The organism is Methylocella silvestris BL2 (assembly GCF_000021745.1).
GTDB lineage: Bacteria > Pseudomonadota > Alphaproteobacteria > Rhizobiales > Beijerinckiaceae > Methylocapsa > Methylocapsa silvestris.
This window is the reverse complement of sequence record NC_011666.1, coordinates 3,158,297-3,175,882: the sequence shown is the minus strand read 5'-3', so window position 1 is coordinate 3,175,882 and position 17,586 is coordinate 3,158,297. Positions and strand designations below refer to the sequence as shown.

At 67.2% G+C, this 17,586-nt stretch carries 13 protein-coding genes; 9 read left to right on the top strand and 4 right to left on the bottom strand.

All coding sequences use genetic code 11. From position 1 onward, the window contains the following. Nucleotides 1-153: 153 nt before the first annotated feature. The 7 genes from tagH (at nucleotide 154) to MSIL_RS14625 (ending at nucleotide 10,873) form a co-directional block, all read left to right on the top strand. Nucleotides 154-1,779: a type VI secretion system-associated FHA domain protein TagH gene (gene tagH / locus MSIL_RS22030; protein ID WP_012591869.1), complete on the top strand. Its 1,626-nt coding sequence runs from the start codon at nucleotides 154-156 to the stop codon at nucleotides 1,777-1,779. Between the two features lie 90 nt (nucleotides 1,780-1,869). Then, a complete protein-coding gene (gene tssL, locus MSIL_RS22195; protein WP_012591868.1) occupies nucleotides 1,870-3,351 on the top strand; it encodes a type VI secretion system protein TssL, long form in 1,482 nt (493 codons plus the stop codon). Nucleotides 3,352-3,454: 103 nt separating this feature from the next. Further along, a complete protein-coding gene (tssM, locus tag MSIL_RS14645) occupies nucleotides 3,455-6,901 on the top strand; it encodes a type VI secretion system membrane subunit TssM (protein WP_012591867.1) in 3,447 nt (1,148 codons plus the stop codon). Between the two features lie 5 nt (nucleotides 6,902-6,906). After that, the gene (tagF, locus tag MSIL_RS20295; protein ID WP_012591866.1) at nucleotides 6,907-7,581 is read left to right on the top strand and encodes a type VI secretion system-associated protein TagF; all 675 of its coding nucleotides are present in this window, start codon (nucleotides 6,907-6,909) and stop codon (nucleotides 7,579-7,581) included. A 5-nt stretch (nucleotides 7,582-7,586) separates the two neighbouring features. After that, complete coding sequence (locus MSIL_RS14635) at nucleotides 7,587-8,375, top strand: PP2C family protein-serine/threonine phosphatase (RefSeq protein WP_012591865.1); 789 nt, start codon at nucleotides 7,587-7,589, stop codon at nucleotides 8,373-8,375. Further along, nucleotides 8,372-10,252: a serine/threonine-protein kinase gene (locus MSIL_RS14630; protein WP_012591864.1), complete on the top strand. Its 1,881-nt coding sequence runs from the start codon at nucleotides 8,372-8,374 to the stop codon at nucleotides 10,250-10,252. The genes MSIL_RS14635 and MSIL_RS14630 overlap by 4 nt, the downstream gene beginning before the upstream one ends. A 267-nt stretch (nucleotides 10,253-10,519) precedes the next feature. After that, nucleotides 10,520-10,873: a (2Fe-2S)-binding protein gene (locus tag MSIL_RS14625; protein WP_041368083.1), complete on the top strand. Its 354-nt coding sequence runs from the start codon at nucleotides 10,520-10,522 to the stop codon at nucleotides 10,871-10,873. Nucleotides 10,874-10,895: 22 nt separating this feature from the next. Here the strand turns inward: MSIL_RS14625 and MSIL_RS14620 are convergent, their stop codons facing one another. Together MSIL_RS14620 and MSIL_RS14615 are read right to left on the bottom strand one after the other, a co-directional pair. Beyond that, a complete protein-coding gene (locus MSIL_RS14620; RefSeq protein WP_012591862.1) occupies nucleotides 10,896-12,272 on the bottom strand; it encodes an FAD-containing oxidoreductase in 1,377 nt (458 codons plus the stop codon). Next, nucleotides 12,269-12,730, bottom strand: coding sequence for a DUF4126 family protein (locus MSIL_RS14615; protein ID WP_012591861.1), 462 nt, complete (start codon nucleotides 12,728-12,730; stop codon nucleotides 12,269-12,271). Before MSIL_RS14615 ends, MSIL_RS14620 begins: the two co-directional genes overlap by 4 nt. A gap of 196 nt (nucleotides 12,731-12,926) precedes the next feature. Between MSIL_RS14615 and MSIL_RS14610 the strand changes: the two genes are divergently transcribed. Together MSIL_RS14610 and rsmD are read left to right on the top strand one after the other, a co-directional pair. Then, a complete protein-coding gene (locus MSIL_RS14610; protein ID WP_012591860.1) occupies nucleotides 12,927-14,957 on the top strand; it encodes a pseudouridine synthase in 2,031 nt (676 codons plus the stop codon). Nucleotides 14,958-14,962: 5 nt separating this feature from the next. Beyond that, nucleotides 14,963-15,538: a 16S rRNA (guanine(966)-N(2))-methyltransferase RsmD gene (gene rsmD, locus MSIL_RS14605; protein WP_012591859.1), complete on the top strand. Its 576-nt coding sequence runs from the start codon at nucleotides 14,963-14,965 to the stop codon at nucleotides 15,536-15,538. Nucleotides 15,539-15,618: 80 nt separating this feature from the next. On the opposite strand, the gene MSIL_RS14600 is transcribed toward rsmD, so the two are convergent. Both MSIL_RS14600 and purD read right to left on the bottom strand, forming a co-directional pair. After that, on the bottom strand, nucleotides 15,619-16,176 hold the full coding sequence (locus MSIL_RS14600; protein ID WP_012591858.1) for a fasciclin domain-containing protein: 558 nt from the start codon (nucleotides 16,174-16,176) through the stop codon (nucleotides 15,619-15,621). 41 nt (nucleotides 16,177-16,217) lie between these two features. Next, nucleotides 16,218-17,567, bottom strand: a complete 1,350-nt coding sequence (gene purD, locus MSIL_RS14595) for a phosphoribosylamine--glycine ligase (protein ID WP_012591857.1) — start codon at nucleotides 17,565-17,567, stop codon at nucleotides 16,218-16,220. Nucleotides 17,568-17,586: the final 19 nt, after the last annotated feature.

Below are 17,586 nucleotides of genomic sequence, written 5' to 3'. Positions count from 1 at the left end.
CGCGTGCGCCCGCGCACGGATGCCAGCGGGATAATGGCGATGCTGTGGCGCAAATCGCTCATTTGGGCTATGCCGAATGAAGCGTTTTCATACTGTCCGGGCAACTGAAAACAAGAGGCGTTCCCAAGGTATTGCGCGTGCGTGGAGGCTGAAATGACGTTGACCCTGACGATCGAAAACGAACAGAGCCTGCCGAACGGGGCTCCGGTGAGCGTCAGGCTGACCGACGGGCGGGGCGTCGACATCGGCCGCTCCGCGAACGCCGAATGGTCGCTGCCCGACCCGACGCGATTCATCTCGGGCCGCCATTGCGAGGTGCGCTTTCGCGACGGCGCCTATTGGCTGAACGATCTTTCCACCAACGGCACCTTCCTCAACGACTCCACGCGGCGGATCCAGGCGCCGCACCGGCTCCGCCACGGCGACCGGCTGGCGATCGGCTCCTATATCATCGCGGTGTCGCTCGACCAGGCGTCTGAACCGGAAGCGCCGGCGCCCCATGCCGTCGCGGCCTTTGCGCCGTCCGAGTTCGGCGCGGAGGCGGACATCAAGGCCCAGATCGCGCATGCGATCGCCGTTGAGACGGCGTCCGGGATTGCGCCGCCGCCCGAACCGGCGCCCTTTGCGCTGGAGCCCGAGCGGCCGAGCCCCGACCCGCTCGAAGAAGGCGTCGCGCGGGAAGATATCAACAGCGCCGCCCGCGACGCCGCGGCGGCGGCCGGCAAACCCTTCACGATGGTTCGGGCGCGCGGCTTTTTCTCCCCGCCCGCGCCGGGCCGCGACACATCGAGCCCCGCGGCGCCGCAGTTCGGCAGCGCGTCTCAGGGACGGCAGGCCGTGGATGCGGAATCGCCATGGTTTGAGCAGCTCCCCTCCCCAGCTTTCGCTGACGAAGCCCAGAAGGGGAGCGTGTCCGAGGCGGAACCGCTTGATCTCCGCGAACAGGAGGCCCTCGCCTGGGGCGCCGGCGACCGCGCGGCGGCTCCCCTGATCGACGCTCTGGTGCCCGAGGCGCCGGCGCAAACCGCCCTCACCGAATCAGAGCCCAGTCCCCTCCTCGATTTTGCGCCCTCTGGCCCGTCGCAGACAATCGAACCCCAGATCCTCGAGGCCGCAGCCTCTCACGCGCCTGTCGCCGCGCCTGTCGCCGCGCCCGCAGCAGCGCCCGCGACGGCTCCCGCCGCCGCCGTCCCGACCGCCGAAGATTTCCTGCGCTGCTTCGCCAAGGGCGCCGGCATTCCGGACCATATTTTCGCGCGCCAGAACAGCCTCAAAGTGGCTGAGGAGCTCGGCGCATTGATGCGCCTTTCGGTCGAGGATCTGACCCAATTGCTCAGCGCGCGCTTCAAGGCCAAGCGCTTCGCCCGCACGTCGAGCCAGACGATGATCCAGGCGCTCGACAATAATCCTTTGAAATTCGCGCCGACGCCCGAAGACGCGCTGAAGATCATGTTCGGTCCGCGCACCAGCGGCTATCTCGACGCGAGGCGCGCCTTCGAGGGCGCCTTCACCGATCTCAAAACGCATCAGGTCAACACTTTTGCGGCGATGCAGCAGGCTGTCCGCATGCTCGTCGAAGACCTCGACCCCAAAGCGATCGAGGACGTCGCTGGCAAGGAATCCGGCCTTGCGGCGCTGCTCGGCGGCCACAAGGCGCGGCTGTGGGATCTCTACCTCGCCCGCTGGCAGGCGAAAACCCTGCGCCATGAAGACGGACTCGTCGACGCTTTCATGCTCTATTTCGCGCAATGCTACGATCAGGCAAAAGACACAAAATGATTTGGGAGGCGCTTTGGCGAATGTCGGCGCAAGGGCCATGCGGCGGCCCGCGGCCTTCCCACCGGGCGAGAAAAGGGCAGCGACAGCGCGATGAGCGATAAGGACCAGGCGCCGCCTGAACCAGAAGAGCGCGACGACCGGACGATTTTCCGGCCGATGCCGCCGCGCGCGGGGCCGTCGCAAAACCCGGCCGCCGGCGCGTCGCCATCCGCGCCGCAGGCGCCTGCCGATATGACCGTCGTTTCCTTCGCAGACGAACGCACCGTGTTCCGGCCGAACCCGGGCGGCCGCCGCGCGCCCGGCCAGCCGGCGCCGGCGCCAAACGCCGCGCCGCCGCCGCGCAAGGCCTCGACGCAGGGGCGCGATCTCGTGGCGCCCAACGCCAATCCGATCCTGCAGGCGGCCGGGCCGCTCCTGCTGCTGCTTGGCCGTCTGCGCACCGCGCTGGTGCGCACGCCGGGACATAATCTGACGGCGCAGATCGCCGCCGCGATCGAAAAATGCGACCGGGACATGATCGGGGCCGGCGTCGCTCCGGATGAGGCGAACACGGCCAAATATGTGCTTTGCGCCACCGCCGACGAGGTGCTCGCCAATCTGCCGGCCGACGAGCGCGGCGGCGCGGCGCAATCCGGGCTGACGACGCGATTCTTCGGCGAGACCAGCGCCGGGCGACGCCTTTATGACGAGCTTGCTCGGGTCGAAGAGGATCCGCGCGACCATTATTTTCTGCTTGAGCTGTTTCACGCCTGCCTGGCGCTCGCCTTCCCGAGCGGCCGTCAGGCCGGCGCGGGGCCGGCGACGGCCGCAGGCGCCATCGATACGGTCCGCGCCAACCTCCGCGATCTTCTGCAGCAGAACGGGCCGGCAGCGCCCGCCGCTTTGTCGCCCCGCTGGCAGGGTCAGCCGCTCGCCGGACATGCGGTGCGGCTGCGCGTTCCGTTCTGGGCCGCCGCCGGCCTCATTGGCCTCGTGCTGTTTGGCGCGTTCATTTGGTTTCGCGTCTCGCTCGGCGCAGAGGCCGAGACGGCGGCGCAGCGCGTCGGCGCGTTGAACCCGCTGACGCCGGTCGCGATCGGCCGCAAGGTCGCCGTCGCGCCGCCGCCGGCCCCGCCGCCGACGCCGGCGCAAGCCTCGCAGCTCGACCATGTCCGCAATGTGCTCGCGCCGAATATCCAGTCCGGCGCCTTGAGCGTCGACGCCACCGCCAACCAGATCGTCATCCGCATCATTGACCGGGCGCTGTTTCAGCCCGGCAAATCGACGATGCTCGACGATGTGAAGCCCTTGATGATGTATATCGCGATGGCGCTCGACGATGATCGCGGAGCGGTCAAGGTCATTGGCCATTCCGACAATACGCCGATCTCCAACGCGCGCTTCGCCTCCAATTTCGAACTCTCGCTCGAACGCGCCAATGTCGTCGGCGCGCTCTTGAAGCAATCTTTGTCCCATCCCGAACGGGTGGAGACCGAGGGCAAGGGCGCCGACGCGCCGATCGCGCCGAACGATACGCCGGAGGGACGGGCCAAGAACCGAAGGGTCGAGATTGTCGTCCCGCGCAGCGACTGAGCGGGCGGCGGCGGTCCCGCGGGCGGGGATTCTCAATCCAGTTTCAACACATCGTTTTCGCTACCTTTAAAGACGACGCGATCGAGCCGGCAGGCGGGGTTTGATGAATAGGAAATTCTGGCTCCGACTCTCGATCAGCGTCATCGGCGCCCTGGCGCTCGGGGCGCTGATCTGGCTCGCGGCCCCGCTTATCCCGCTGCGCGGCGCCTATCCGCTCGAGGAGCCGCTTCCGCGCGCAGCGCTGATCGCCGTGATCTTCGCGCTGATCGGCGGCGCCGGCCTTTACCGCTTCAATCGCCGCCGCAAGGGCGCGGCGCGGATCGCGCAGAGCCTCACTGCCGAGGGACATCCCGGCGACGACAGCGACGCGCCCGTCCTCGCCGAGCGCATGAAGGAGGCGCTTTCGGTTTTGCGCGGCCGCGGCGGACGGGCGAACTATCTCTATGACCTGCCTTGGTATGTGCTGATCGGGCCGCCCGGCTCCGGCAAGACGACGGCGCTTATCAATTCCGGGCTCGAATTCCCGCTTGCGGGCGGCGTCAAGCCGGGCGCCGTCAAGGGGGTCGGCGGCACGCGCTATTGCGACTGGTGGTTTACCGAGGACGCCGTTTTGATCGATACGGCCGGGCGCTACACGACGCAGGATTCCGACGCGCGGGCGGACCAGAAAAGCTGGCTCGCCTTTCTCGACCTGTTAAAGAAGAACCGCCCGCGCCAGCCGATCAATGGCGTTCTCGTCGCGATCAGCCTCGAAGATATTTTGACGCTGCCCGCCGAAGAGGTCGCCGCCCATGCGGCGGCGATCCGGGCCCGGCTGATCGAACTGCATCAGCGGCTCAAGGTCGACTTCCCGGTCTACGCCGTCTTCACCAAGGCCGACCTCCTGATCGGCTTCATGGAGTTTTTCGGCGATCTTGACGAGGCCGGCCGGCGCCAGGTCTGGGGCGCGACCTTTGCGACGATGGACAAGAGCAAATCCATGCTCGCCGAGGCGCCATTCGAGTTCAAGGCCCTGCTCGACCCGTTGAGCCGCATCGCGCAGAACCGGCTCGACGAGGAGAAGGACCCCGCGACCCGCGTGCTGGCTTTCGGCTTTCCGGCCCAAATGGCTGCGCTGCAGGCGCCGGTCATCGGCTTCCTCGACGCCATCTTCGATCCCGCCCGCTACAAGATCCGGGCGGCCCTGCGCGGCTTTTACTTCACCTCCGGCACGCAGCAGGGCACGCCCATCGACCAGCTGCTCGGCGCGCTCGCCAAGGGATTCGGCGCCGAGGCGGTGGGGACGCCCGTCTATTCGGGCCAGGGTAAGAGCTTTTTCCTGACCGACCTCATCAAGAAAGTCGTCATCGGCGAAGCCGGCTGGGTCTCGACCGGCCGCGGCAACCGGATCGTCAAGATGGCCGCCTTCGCGAGCCTCATCGTCGCCGCGCCGCTGCTGATCGGCGCCTGGTGGGTCAGCTACGCCCGCAATGTCGATCGCATCGGCCAGACCGTGGAGGCGGCGCAAAAATACCCGGCGGCGTCGCGCGGGGTGGGCGACGCGGACGTCGTCAGCGACCGCGATCTCGCCAAGGCCCTGCCGGCGCTGCACGCGCTGCGCTACCTGCCGGGCGGCTATGCCGATTCCGACGCCGAGCAAATTTCCGGCGGCCTCGGGCTCAATCAGACGGCGCGGCTGCGCTCGGCGGCGGCGAGCGCTTATGGCGTCGGTCTCGAACGCATGCTGCGCCCTCGCCTCGTCTATCGGCTGGAGGAGCAGCTCGAGGCCAGCGCCAATGATCCGGCCAATCTGTTCGACGCATTAAAAGTCTATCTCATGCTCGGCGGCCTCGAGACCGTGGACCGCCAGCTATTGGTCAATTGGATGCAGCGCGACTGGTCGGAAACGCTCTATCCCGGCCCCAAGAACAGCGAAGGGCGCAAGGAGCTGGAGCAGCATCTTCTCGCCATGCTCGATCTTGAGACCGGCCATGGCGCTTTCGTGCAGCTGAACGGGCCGCTCGTCGAGAAGGCGCAGGCGGCGCTGGCGCGCGAGACCGTCGCCGACCGGGCGTTGCGCATCATGGCGGCGCGGGCCAAAGCCTCGCTGCGCCCGGACTGGTCTGCGGCCAAGGTCGGCGGCGCCGGCGCCCTCGTCGTCTTCGAACCGTCGATTGAGGCGATCAGCGTTCCCTATTTCCTGACCCGGACCGGCTATGAGGGTTTCGTCAAGGCGCTGCCGTCCGTGGTCGAGGAGATGGCGCGCGACCGCTGGGTGCTCGGCGCGGCGGGCGAGACGCCGGAGATCTCCGCCCAGTATGACCATCTGCGCGAAACGCTCGTCGACGCTTATGCGAAAAGCTTCATCGACGCCTGGCGCGAGGCGATCGGCAAGCTCAAGATCCGCAAACTGACGGCGGAGCGTCCGTCCTATCCGCTGCTGACCGCAGCGTCCTCTGTCACATCGCCCTTCATCCGCCTTCTGGAATCGATCCGCGACGAGACGCAATTGTCGACGAGCGACGGCGACGCGCCGACCAAATCGGCAAGCGTCGAGGGCGAGGCCATGGCTGTTGTCGGAGGCGACGGCAAAACGCCCGCGCAGATGATCGAGGCGGCGCTGGCGCCCTATCACAAGCTTGTCGAGGGCGATCCCGGCCAGCGTCCGATCGACCGGACGCTGTCGGAGCTTAATGAGATCCGCGTCAATCTCAGCCGCCTCGCGACCAATAATGCCCCGACAGGCGAAATCGCCGAACGGATCGAGAGCGGCGTCGGCCGGCTCAAGGCTGCCGCCGCGGCGCTGCCGCCGCCCTTCGCGGGGATGATGGAGCAAACTGGCTCCGACATTCTGCGCGAAGTCACCGAGTCCGCCGTCGCGCGCACGGTGGCGAAGCTGCGCGAACAGGTGACTTTCACCTGCCAGGAAAAGATCGGCGGCCGCTATCCCTTCACGAAAGACGCCGAGCGCGACGTCGAACTCGACGATTTCGCCCGCATGTTCGGGCCGAAAGGGCTGATCGACCAATTTTTCGGGACCTATGTGCTCGCCTTCGCCGACACCAGCGGGCCGCAGTGGAAATGGCGCGACGATAGCCCCCTGGCCAAGGAGTTCGCGCCCTCTGCCCTCGCCGACTTCAAGATCGCCGCCGATATCCGCGCCGCCTTTTTCGGTGCGGACCGTTCGGACCCCTCGGCGCCGGCGTTCTCCTACGCCGTCACGCCGCCCCCGGTCAGCGGCGTCCGGCTCGAAATCGACGCGACGCTGATCACCGGCGGCCAGGGCGCGACCACCGTGCAATGGCCGGGGACCGCCGAAAATCACCGCACGCTGTTGACCATGCGCTCGAATGCGGCGCGCCCGCCGATGCTGCTGCAGTCCGGCGTCTGGTCGGTCTACCGCCTGCTCGATACGGCGAAGCTGAATGCGGACGGGACGCAGGCGACCTTCAGCCTCGGCGGCCGCGATCTCGCCTTCCGCTTTGTCTCAACGCCGGCCAATGGCGACGCCGGGATGCGGCCGCTGAACATCGCCCAATTGCGCGCCTTCCACTGTCCGGGCGGGAGCTGATCGCCATGCGCTGCGGCCTTTATGGCAAACTGCCGTCGAAGCGCGATTTCATCGCCGTTTCGGCCCCGCGCGCTTTCCTGCGCCTGTGGGAGCCCTGGATCGAACAGGGCCTCGCCTTCGGCCGCGCGCGCGGCTCCGAGGAAGAATGGGCCGAGGCCTTCAATTCCGCGCCGATCTGGCGGTTCTGGCTCGGCCCGGCGCTTTGCGGCGAGGCCTTCATCGGCGCTTTGATGCCGTCTGTCGACGCGATCGGCCGCATGTATCCGCTGACGCTGATCGGCGTCGCCTCCGACAAGGAGGAGAAGGTTGATCCCCCCGACGTCGATCCTCGCGAGCTCTGGTTTGCGAGCGTCGAGCAATTGTTGCTCGACGCGCTGGATCCCGAGGCGCCTTTTCCAACGCTTTTGGCGCGTCTCAAAACCCTTTGCGCCTCTCCCGCGCTCGATGAAAACGCAGCCGCGCTCGCCGGCGCCTTCGCGCAGATGCGCGCGGAATTGCAGGATTGCGCGCCGGGCGAAGCGAGTTTCTGGTGGACGATCGGCGGCCCGGCCTTCCCGCCGCTCGTCCTGGCGCAGATCGGGATGCCCCCCGAGTCCGCCTTCGCCGATATGCTGAGCCGCCGCCCGCCAGACGAGGCCGCACAGGACGCCCCGCTCCAAACGGTTACGCAACCCGGATAAGCGCCATGAAAGAGATTTCGCCGAAATTCGAATGCGGCGCCGCCTCAGATGTCGGCAAGGTGCGGCTCGAAAATGAAGACGCATTTTTGCTGCTGCCGGAGCGCGGCGTATTCGCCGTGGCGGACGGCATGGGCGGACACGAGGCCGGGCGGCTCGCAAGCTCGATCGTAGTCGAGCAGCTCGCCAATGTGGCTGAGCCCGCTTCGGTCGCAGATCTGTTGCAGCGCTGCCGCGACAGGCTGGCGCGCGCCAACGCCAGGCTGCTCGAAATTGCGGATGAGCGCGGCGGCATCGTCATCGGCGCGACCATCGCCGCCGTACTCGCCTGGGAGGGCTACTATGCCTGCGTCTGGTCTGGCGACAGCCGCATTTATCTCGTGCGCCAGGGCAAGATTCAGCAGCTTTCGCGCGACCACACCGAGGTCGCCGAACTGATCGCCGAGGGCGTGCTGACCGCGGAGGAGGCGCAGACCTGGCCGCGCCGCAACGTCATTACGCGCGCCGTCGGCGTCTATCACGAGCTCGACCTTGAAATCGCTCAAGGGGTGCTCGAGAAAGACGATCGCTTCGTCATCTGCAGCGACGGGCTGACGACCCATGTGAGCGATGTGGAAATCCTTGATCTGGTGCGGCTCAATCCGCCGCAGACGGCCTGCGACAGGCTGGTCGCGCTGACGCTCGAGCGCGGCGCCTCCGATAATGTCACCGTCGTTATCGCCCGCTATGCGCCGATGGGATCGACCATCGTCTTCGCGCAGGATGGGGCGCCGAAGGCGCGCTGGACGCCGCGATGAATCATGCCGCGACCTTCGGGTCGACCCGGCCAATCATTCCGGCCGGGACGCAGCTCAACGGCATATATGAAATCGACGAGCCGATCGCCGCCGGCGGCATGGGTGAAATCTACAAAGGCCACGCGATCCAGACCGGCGACATCGTCGCGATCAAGCTGATCCGTTCGGATCTCGCCGAAGCCGAAGCGGCGTTCGCGCTGTTTCGCCGGGAGGCCTCGGCGCTGCACAACCTCTATCACGAGGCCATCGTCCGCTATTATGTGTTTACGGTCGACCCGGTGCTGGAGCGGCCCTATCTGGCGATGGAATATGTCGACGGGCAGTCGCTTTCGGCGATGCTGCGCGGCGGCCCGCTCGCCTTCGAGGCAGTCTATCGGCTGATGCAGCGCATCGCCGCCGGGCTCAACGCGGCGCATGAGCGCGGCATCGTTCATCGCGACGTCTCGCCGGACAATATCATCATTCCCGGCGGCGACATGAGCCGCGCCAAGATCATCGATTTCGGCATCGCCCGTTCGACCCGGCTCGACGATGAGGGGACGGTGATCGGCGCCGGCTTCGCCGGAAAATATAATTACGTCTCGCCCGAGCAGCTTGGCCTCTACGGCGGCGAGATCACGCCGAAATCCGACATCTACAGTCTGGGGCTCGTGCTGGCGGAGGCGTTGCGCAACGGCCCGATCGACATGGGCGGCAATCATGTCGACGTCATCGAGAAGCGCCGCGCTGTGCCGGAACTCGGCCCGATCGACGAACGGCTGCGGCCGTTGATCGAGCACATGCTGCAGCCGAACCCGGACGATCGGCCGGCCTCGATGGCTGAGGTCGCCGCCTGGAAGGTGGGGACGGTCATGCCGCAGCGCGCGCGGATCCGCGCCGCGCCCGCGCTCCCGCTGCCGAAACAGGGGATGAAAGTCACGTTCGGCCGGGTTACGGCGGTCGTCGGCGGACTCGCCCTGATCGCGGTCGCCGCGGCGATTCCGACCCTTTACGAAACGCTGCGTCCGCCCCAGACCGTCGACCGTCCGGCGCCGGTGCTGCAAAGCGACAGCGCGCCGCCGGCCCGCGCGCCAAAGCCGTCGCCGCCCGCCGACGACAATCCGGCGGCCCTGGGGCGCCCGCAGGCCGCCGCCGCGCCTGCGGATGTAAGCCCGGTCAGGCCGGGCCTTGCGCCGCTGAATCTCGCCACGGTCGAGCCCGACCGCGTCGCCCCGGCGCCCGCCTCGGACGCCGCCACAGAGGTGGCCCGCCGCACATCCCTCGCGGCGCTGACCAAGGCGCTCGGCCAATATGACGGCGGCGACTGCTTCTTCGCGAAACCCGTCGTTCTCGCCGACAATGCGCCGGCGATCGAAGGTTTTGGGCTATCCTCCGCGCCCTTCCGCAGCCTGGACGAGACGTTGCGGCAGACGGCCGGCCGCGAGGCGGACATCGGCGTCAGGCAGATTGCGCCCGGCCAATGCCCGGCCATCTCCTTCCTGAATGAACTGCGCAATACGCCGGCCGCGCCGATCAAGCTTGATATTGCGACCGCGTCTCTGCGCGCGGGCCAGCAAATCTCCGGCTCCGTCGCCGGAAGCGACGGACGCGAGGCGAGCGTTCTCATCGTCGGCGACGACGGCGTCGCACGCCCGGCGGCGATGCTTCGCGCGGCGCGCGACGATCCACCCTCGTTCACCGCGCGGCCGGGCGCCGAGCTCGGCGGCGGGAAATTGCAGCTCGTGATCGCGATCGCCGCCGCCAAGCCGCTGCCCGCCCTGAAGCTGACGCCCGCGGGCGCGCCGGCGGCGAAGCTGTTTCCGCAGATCCTGGCGGAAGCCGAGCGCAGCGGATTGACGCTCGCGGCGACGGTGCGCTCGTTCCGGATCGACAGATAAGCAACGCGGCGAGTGTAAGGAATCGCACACATTGGCCACAAGATTTGGGTTAGCTTGCGACCCTAGTATTTTGAACCATTTTAAACTAACAGGCTGCGAATATCACTTTATAGAGTCAGTCTAAACTTTGCTTACGCGTTGCAAATAGGGGGCTTTTGCGGTATTGCTCTCGCGTCGCTCGCGGAGTTGGGCAAGCGTTAAATGGGCTTGGCTCGCAATTTGCCTAGCTCTGAATTGGGCCTAGCTGGCGTCAGCCTTGGTGTGTCGATGATTGTGTGTTCCTGCAACGTTTTGAGCGACATGACGATCAAATCTGCGGTCGACGCGATGGGCGGCGCAGTGTCGCCGCGGACGCCGACAGCGGTCTACAAATGCCTCGGTTGCAGCCCCAATTGCGGACGCTGCTTCAGGACCGTTCGCAAGATCATCAATGAAGCGCTCGACGCGCGCCGCTTAGGCGGCCATGGCCATGGCTCCAGCGCCGCACATGAGCATGATCACGCCGAGTGCGACCCCAATTGCCCCGGGCCGTGCCGGGCGGACAATGATTTCTCCCTCGACATCGCCATAGGCGCGCCCGCCCTGCCTGGCGACGCGATCGCCCTGATCGCCGCCGAATAGCGTCCGCAAAGGCGGGATCTGATCAGGCAAGCGGCTTCAGCTCTCCAAGCAGAGTCGGCAACAATTCAGACACCGTCGGGTGAATATGGACGGCGCGTTGCAGCGTCGAATAGGGCGCCTTTGCGTACATGAGGTCCAGAACGCAATGGATCGCCTCGTCGCCGCCGGTTCCAAAAATGGCGGCGCCAAGTATTTCCCGGCTGTCGGCGTCGACCAGGATCCGCATGAAGCCGGTGGTTTCGCCTTTCTCGACGGCGCGGCCAACCCGCGTCATCGGCCGCTCGCCCACCAGCACCCGCCGCCCCGAGGCTTTGGCCGCGGCGACGCTCATTCCAATCTTGGCATAGGGCGGATCGACATAGAGCGCATAGGCTTCGATCCGCTCGCTGACCCGGCGCGGATCATGGTCGAGCAGGTTCGCCGCGACGATCTCGAAATCATTGTAGGCGGTATGGGTAAAGGCGCCGCGCCCGTTGCATTCGCCAAGCGCCCAGACGCCGGGGACGCTGGCCCGCAATTGATCGTCGACGATAATATGGCCCCGCGCGTCCATCGCGACCCCCGTCGCGTCGAGCCCGAGATCGTCCGTGTTCGGCCGCCGTCCGATCGCCAGAAGCACATGGGAGCAGGCGATTTCCGGCTCGCCTGCAAGGCAGTTGACGCCGACCAGAATATCTTCGCCCCGCCGCGCGAAGCGAATGCACTCGGCGTCCACGCGAAAATCGACGCCCTCGCTTTCGAGCATCGATTTGATGGCGGCGGAGACGTCGGAGTCCTCGCGCGAGACAAGGCGCGGCGCCATTTCAACCACCGTCACCTTGGCCCCGAAGCGGCGATAGATCTGCGCGAATTCAAGGCCGATGTAGCTGCCGCCGATGATCGCCAGATGGCTCGGCAGAACATCGAGCCGCACCATGGAGGAATTGGTCAGATAGGAAATCTGGTCGATGCCCGGCATATGCGGCGTCGCCGCCCTTGCGCCGACATTGATGAAGATGCGGTCGGCTTCCAGCAGATCCGCGCCGACACGGACTTTCCCCGGCGATTCAAAGCGCGCCGAGCCCTGGTAGACCACGCAATTGTCCATGCGCCGCAGCCAGGATTCGACCCCGGCGCTCGCCCTCGCGGAAATCGCGCCGGCGCGGGCCGCCACGGCCTTCATGTCGACGCGGACCTCGCCGGCGGCGAAACCGAAATCGGCGCCGCGCCCGGCAAGATGCGCGGCATAGGCGCTGGCGACGAGGGCCTTGGTCGGCATGCAGCCGGTGTTGACGCAGGTGCCGCCAAAACGGCTCCGCTCGATGACAGCGACCTTCATTCCAGCTTTCGTCATGCGCTCCGCGAGCGGCGGCCCAGCCTGCCCCGCGCCGATGACGATGGCGTCGAACCGCGCGCTCATGCCGATTTCACCACCAGCACGGCGATGAGGATCGCGACCGCGTCCTCAAGCAGCGCCGCCGGCCAATCCCTGCCGAAGGCGTCCGCCAGCCGGGCCCTCACTGCGGCGCCGCCCAAAGTGCCGGCAACGGCGCCGAGCGCGCCGGCGATGAGGCCGCCGACCAGCGCGCCGCCCTGCGCCCCGATCGCCGCTCCGCAAACGGAGCCAGAAACGATCCGGAATACGAATGGCCCCGGCGTCTTCCGGTTCGGGATCTGCGGCAGCTTGTCGGCGACGAGTTCGGCCAGCGCGAGACCCGCCAGAATATAGGCGACGACGGCATTGCCAAGAAAAGCGAGGGGGCCGCCCTGCAGCGACAGCAGTCCCGCATGCGCCGCAAGGCCCGTCGCCGCCAGCGGCAGAAACGAGCGCAATCCGGCGACAACGCCAATCAGGAAGGCGAGGAGATAAAGGCTCATGATCGTTTCGCTCGCATTTTTTGGCCGCGCTCCTTCGGACGATATCTCTTTGGCGGGCGCAAGCTCAAGTTCGTCGCGCCAAAGCTTTTACGCGCCTATTGCTCCCCTTTGGAGACGGAGTCTGCTATTGGAGCGCATGCGCGATGCTTCAAACAAAGACCGCCCCTCTCAGGGCGCCCGTCGGCCACGGACAAGATTGGCTCCCCTTGTCGAAAAACCGCGGCCCGCGAAGGCGCAGGCCGACGCGGCAGCCCCGGACGCCGCGCCGGAGCGGATCGCCAAAGTCATCGCCCGCGCCGGCGCCTGTTCGCGCCGCGACGCGGAGACCTTGATCAGCGAAGGCCGGGTCGCCCTGAACGGCGCGATTCTGATTTCCCCGGCGATCAATGTCGGTCCGGACGATGTTATTCTGATCGACGGAGCGCCGCTCGCCGAACGCGCCCGCACCCGCCTGTTCCTGTTCCACAAGCCGCGCGGCCTCGTCACCACCGAGCACGATCCGGAAGGGCGCCCGACCGTGTTCGATTATGTGCGGGAGCATTCGCCCGAAGCGCCTCGCCTCGTCAGCATTGGCCGGCTCGACATCAACACCGAAGGGCTGCTGCTGCTCACCAATGACGGCGGCCTCGCGCGCGTGCTCGAACTGCCCGCGACCGGCTGGGCGCGGCGATACCGCGTGCGCGCCAAGGGGAGCATCGATCAGCCGACGCTCGACCGGCTGCGCCAGGGCGTTACGGTCGAGGGGGTCGATTACGCGCAGATCGAGGCGACGCTCGACCGCATCCAGGGCGCCAATTGCTGGCTCACCATGAGCCTTCGCGAAGGCAAGAATCGCGAAATCAAGCGCGTGCTCGAACATCTCGGCCTTGAGGTCAACCGGCTGATCCGGCTCTCTTATGGTCCCTTCCAGCTCGCCGACCTTGAAGAGGGCAAAGTCGAAGAGGTGCGCACCCGCGTGCTGCGCGACCAGCTCGGCGCCGCGCTCGCTGAGGCGGCCGCGGTGGATTTTGTCGGGCCGGCCGGAGACGCGCTGACGCCGCCGCCCGAAGAGCCGGCGCCGCGCCCGCCGCGCCAGAAATCCCTGCGCAATCAAAAGGCCTTTCGCGACGAGGAAAGGCCGCGCAGAGACAGCGGCCCGTTTCGCAAGGCCGAAGGCGGCGGCCGCCCGGCAGGCGCCGGTCTGCTTGCGCGCCGGCGCGGCCCCGACCCCGCCGCCTTCGACCCGGCTCAGCCGCGGAAAAACAAGCCCGCGCCCGGCCCGCGCAAACATATTTCGTCGCTCCGCGCGGAAGCGTCCGAACCCGGCGCCGGCCGCACGCGAATTGAACGCAGCGAAACGGCCGATCGCAGCGGCCGGGCGGTGGCCGTCGAGCGCCGCGTCGCCGCAAAGGTGAATTTTCGCGAGGAGGCCGCGCCACGGCCAAAAACGGCGGGCCCGCGTCCAGCCAGAGAAAGCGCCGAGCGCGATCGCCGCGCAGGGCGCAGCCAAGCGCGGGAGGAGGCGCCTCCGCGCCTGCGTGACCGCGCTGCCGCCGATGGCGGCGGGAGACGGCGCGGCCCCGATCGCGCCGGCGGAGCCGAAGACGACCGCAAGAAGCGCGAGAGCGCCGGCGCGGGAACGGAGCCTCGCGGCAAAAGGGCGACGCCCGCGCGCGCCGACCGGCCGCCCGGCGGCAAAGCCGCTCCCGCAAAAGCTTTTGGGGTAGGACGGCGCGACGACGATCGCCCGCGCGACCGTTCTCCGCGCGCAGACAGCGGCGAAGGAGCGCGCGCGTCGGCGCCGCGTTCGACGAAGGATCGTTCGCATCCGAGAGGCGCGCCCCACCGCGCAGGCGGGCGATCTGGCGCGGCGGCGAACGCAGACGAGCGCGAAAGCTCCGTCTCCGCGCGCGGCCCGAAGCGCTTTGAGGCGCGGGCCGCAAAGCGGCGCGACGAAAAATCAGCCGCGCCCCGCAACAAGGCGGCGCGAAGCGAGAGGGCCGGCGAAACGGCGCGAGATTTCCGCAAGGGAGCCGAACGCGCGGCCGGCGCGCGCGGCGGCAAATCGGCCGAGCGCAGCCCGCGCGCGGGCGCAAAACCGTCCGGGCCTCCTCGCGGAAAAGGTGGCCCCGGCAAGGGGGGCCCCGGCAGGAACGCACCTGGCAGAGGCGGGCCTGGCGGCAAAGGCGGTCCCAGTAAAGGCGCCCCTGGCAATTCGCGCCCGCGCGGCCCGAGCAAAAGGCCGTAACAGCCATGCGAATCGTTGGCGGCCAGCTCAAGGGCCGTCCGCTGAAGGGCCCCGGCCCGTCCCGCGCGATCCGGCCGACGGCGGACCGGCTGCGTGAAAGCCTGTTCGATATTTTGGGTCACGCCTACGGGCGCCCACAGGAGGGCAGCCGCGTCATCGACGTCTTTTCTGGCACCGGCGCGCTGGCGATCGAGGCGCTCTCGCGCGGCGCCGGCTTTGCGCTGCTCGTCGATCAGGGCGCGGAGGCCCTGTCCGTCATGCGCGCCAATATCGAGGCGCTTCAGCTTGCCGATCGGGCCCGCGTTCTGCGCCGCGATGCGCGCAAGCTCGGACCCGCGCCAGACGGCGAGCGCTACGATCTCGCCTTTCTCGATCCGCCTTATGGGAACGCCCTCGCGCCGCCGGCGCTCGCCTCGCTTCTGTCAGGCGGCTGGCTCGCGCCGGATGCGCTGGTTGTCATCGAGGAGGCGGCGGGAGCGGAGGTCGCATTGCCGCCGGGCCTCAACAGGGTTGATGCCCGGCAATATGGCGATACGCAGATCGTTTTTGCGCAATGCGCCCCGATACAACAGCGGGATTGAGCGCGCTGTAGCGCGTTGTCACAATAGAACGAATACAACAACGCGCTACAGGGACCTATCGTTTTGCATGGATCTTCAGGTCAGGGCAGCAACACCTCGTCGATCACATGGATCACGCCATTCGACTGCATGACATCCGCGATAATAATGCGCGCCATGCGTCCCTTGGAATCGGTGATCTCGAAGGCTTTGCCCTTTTCCGAAAAGACCAGCGGTTCGCCCTGCACCGATTTGAACGTCGCCTCGCCGCCGCCCTGCTTGATCGCGCTCGCAAGATCCTGTCCGGTGATGCGGCCCGGCAGCACGTGATAGGTCAGAACGCCGGTCAGCTGCCCCTTGTTTTCGGGTTTCAGCAGGGTTTCGACCGTGCCGGCCGGAAGCTTGTTGAACGCCTTGTTGGTCGGCGCGAAAACCGTGAAGGGGCCGGGGCCCTCCAGCGTGTCGACAAGGCCGGCCGCCTTGACCGCGGCGACAAGAGTGGTGTTGTCCTTCGAATTGACGGCGTTTTGAATGATGTTCTTGCTTGGATACATCGCCGCGCCGCCAACCATCTTGGTCATTTCGGCGGAAGCTGTGGCGGAGAAGCCAAGGGCGGCGGCGAGGCATGTAGCGGCCAGAGCCGAACGGTTGAATTTCATGGCGGATCCCTTTCTGAACCAACGGCGTCTTCGCCGTCATGTCAGGCTTTACGGGAGCCTCCGCTGAAAAGTTTCAAGGCGCGCCAGCCAATGTCGCGGCGCCAGAATCCGCCCGGCCAGTCGATCACGGCGACGGCGGCGTAGGCGCGGCTTTGCGCCTCGCGGATATCCTCGCCCACTCCCGTGACGTTCAGCACGCGGCCGCCATCGGCGACAAGGCGGCCGTCGACAATTTTTGTTCCGGCATGGGTGATGGTGACAAAGGGCGTGGCCGCAGCCTCGTCGACCCCCCTGATCTCGCTTCCCTTTGCTGGCGCGTCGGGATAGCCCTTCGCCGCCAGCACGACGGTCAGCGCGCTCTGCGGCGACAGGGGAAGCGCGGCTTGCGGCAAGCGCTCTTCGACGCATGCGATGATCAGCGTCAGCAAATCATCCTCAAGCCGCGGCAGAATGACCTGCGTCTCCGGATCGCCGAAGCGCACATTATATTCGATGAGCTTTGGTCCATCGGCGCCGATCATCAGCCCGGCGAACAACACGCCTCGGAATGGCGCGCCGAGTTCGGCCATGCCCTTCATGGTCGGATCGATGATCTCCGCCATCACCCGCGCGCTCATCGCCGCGTCCATGATCGGCGCCGGCGAATAGGCGCCCATGCCGCCGGTGTTGGGGCCGGTATCCCCTTCGCCGACGCGCTTGTGGTCCTGCGCCGAGCCGAAGGCGACCGCATGTGTCCCGTCGCAGAGCGCGAAGAAGGAGGCTTCTTCGCCGGACAGGAATTCCTCGATGACGACGGTTTGTCCGGCCGCGCCAAAGGCGCCCTCGAACATCATGTCGATCGCCGCCTCGGCCTCGCTGAGGCTCATCGCCACGATGACGCCCTTGCCGGCGGCGAGGCCATCGGCCTTGACGACGATCGGCGCGCCTTTTTCCCTTGCATAGGCTTTGGCCGGCGCCGGCGCCTCGAAGCGGCCAAAGGCGGCGGTTGGAATGGAGAAGCGCGCGCAGAATTCCTTGGCAAAAGCCTTCGAGCCTTCGAGCCGCGCGGCCGCCGCGCTCGGGCCGAACGCTCTGACGCCGCCGGCCTCCAAAGCATCGACGAGGCCGGCGACCAGCGGCCCCTCCGGGCCGACGATCACGAGATCGACGCCTTTCGCCTTGCAGAAGGCGAGGATCGCGTCAAAATCGGCGATGTCCAGCGGGGCAAGCTCGGCGAGCGCGCCGATCCCCGGATTGCCGGGCGCGGCGAACAGGCGGCCGAGCAGCGGACTTTTCGAGAGCGCCAGCGCGATCGCATGTTCGCGTCCGCCCGAGCCCAGAAGAAGAACAGTTTTCGCCACGCAAGATCCTCTGCGCGCCGGCGAAACCTGCGGCGCGGCGCCTTTATCCATGCTGGCGGCGCCGAGTTCA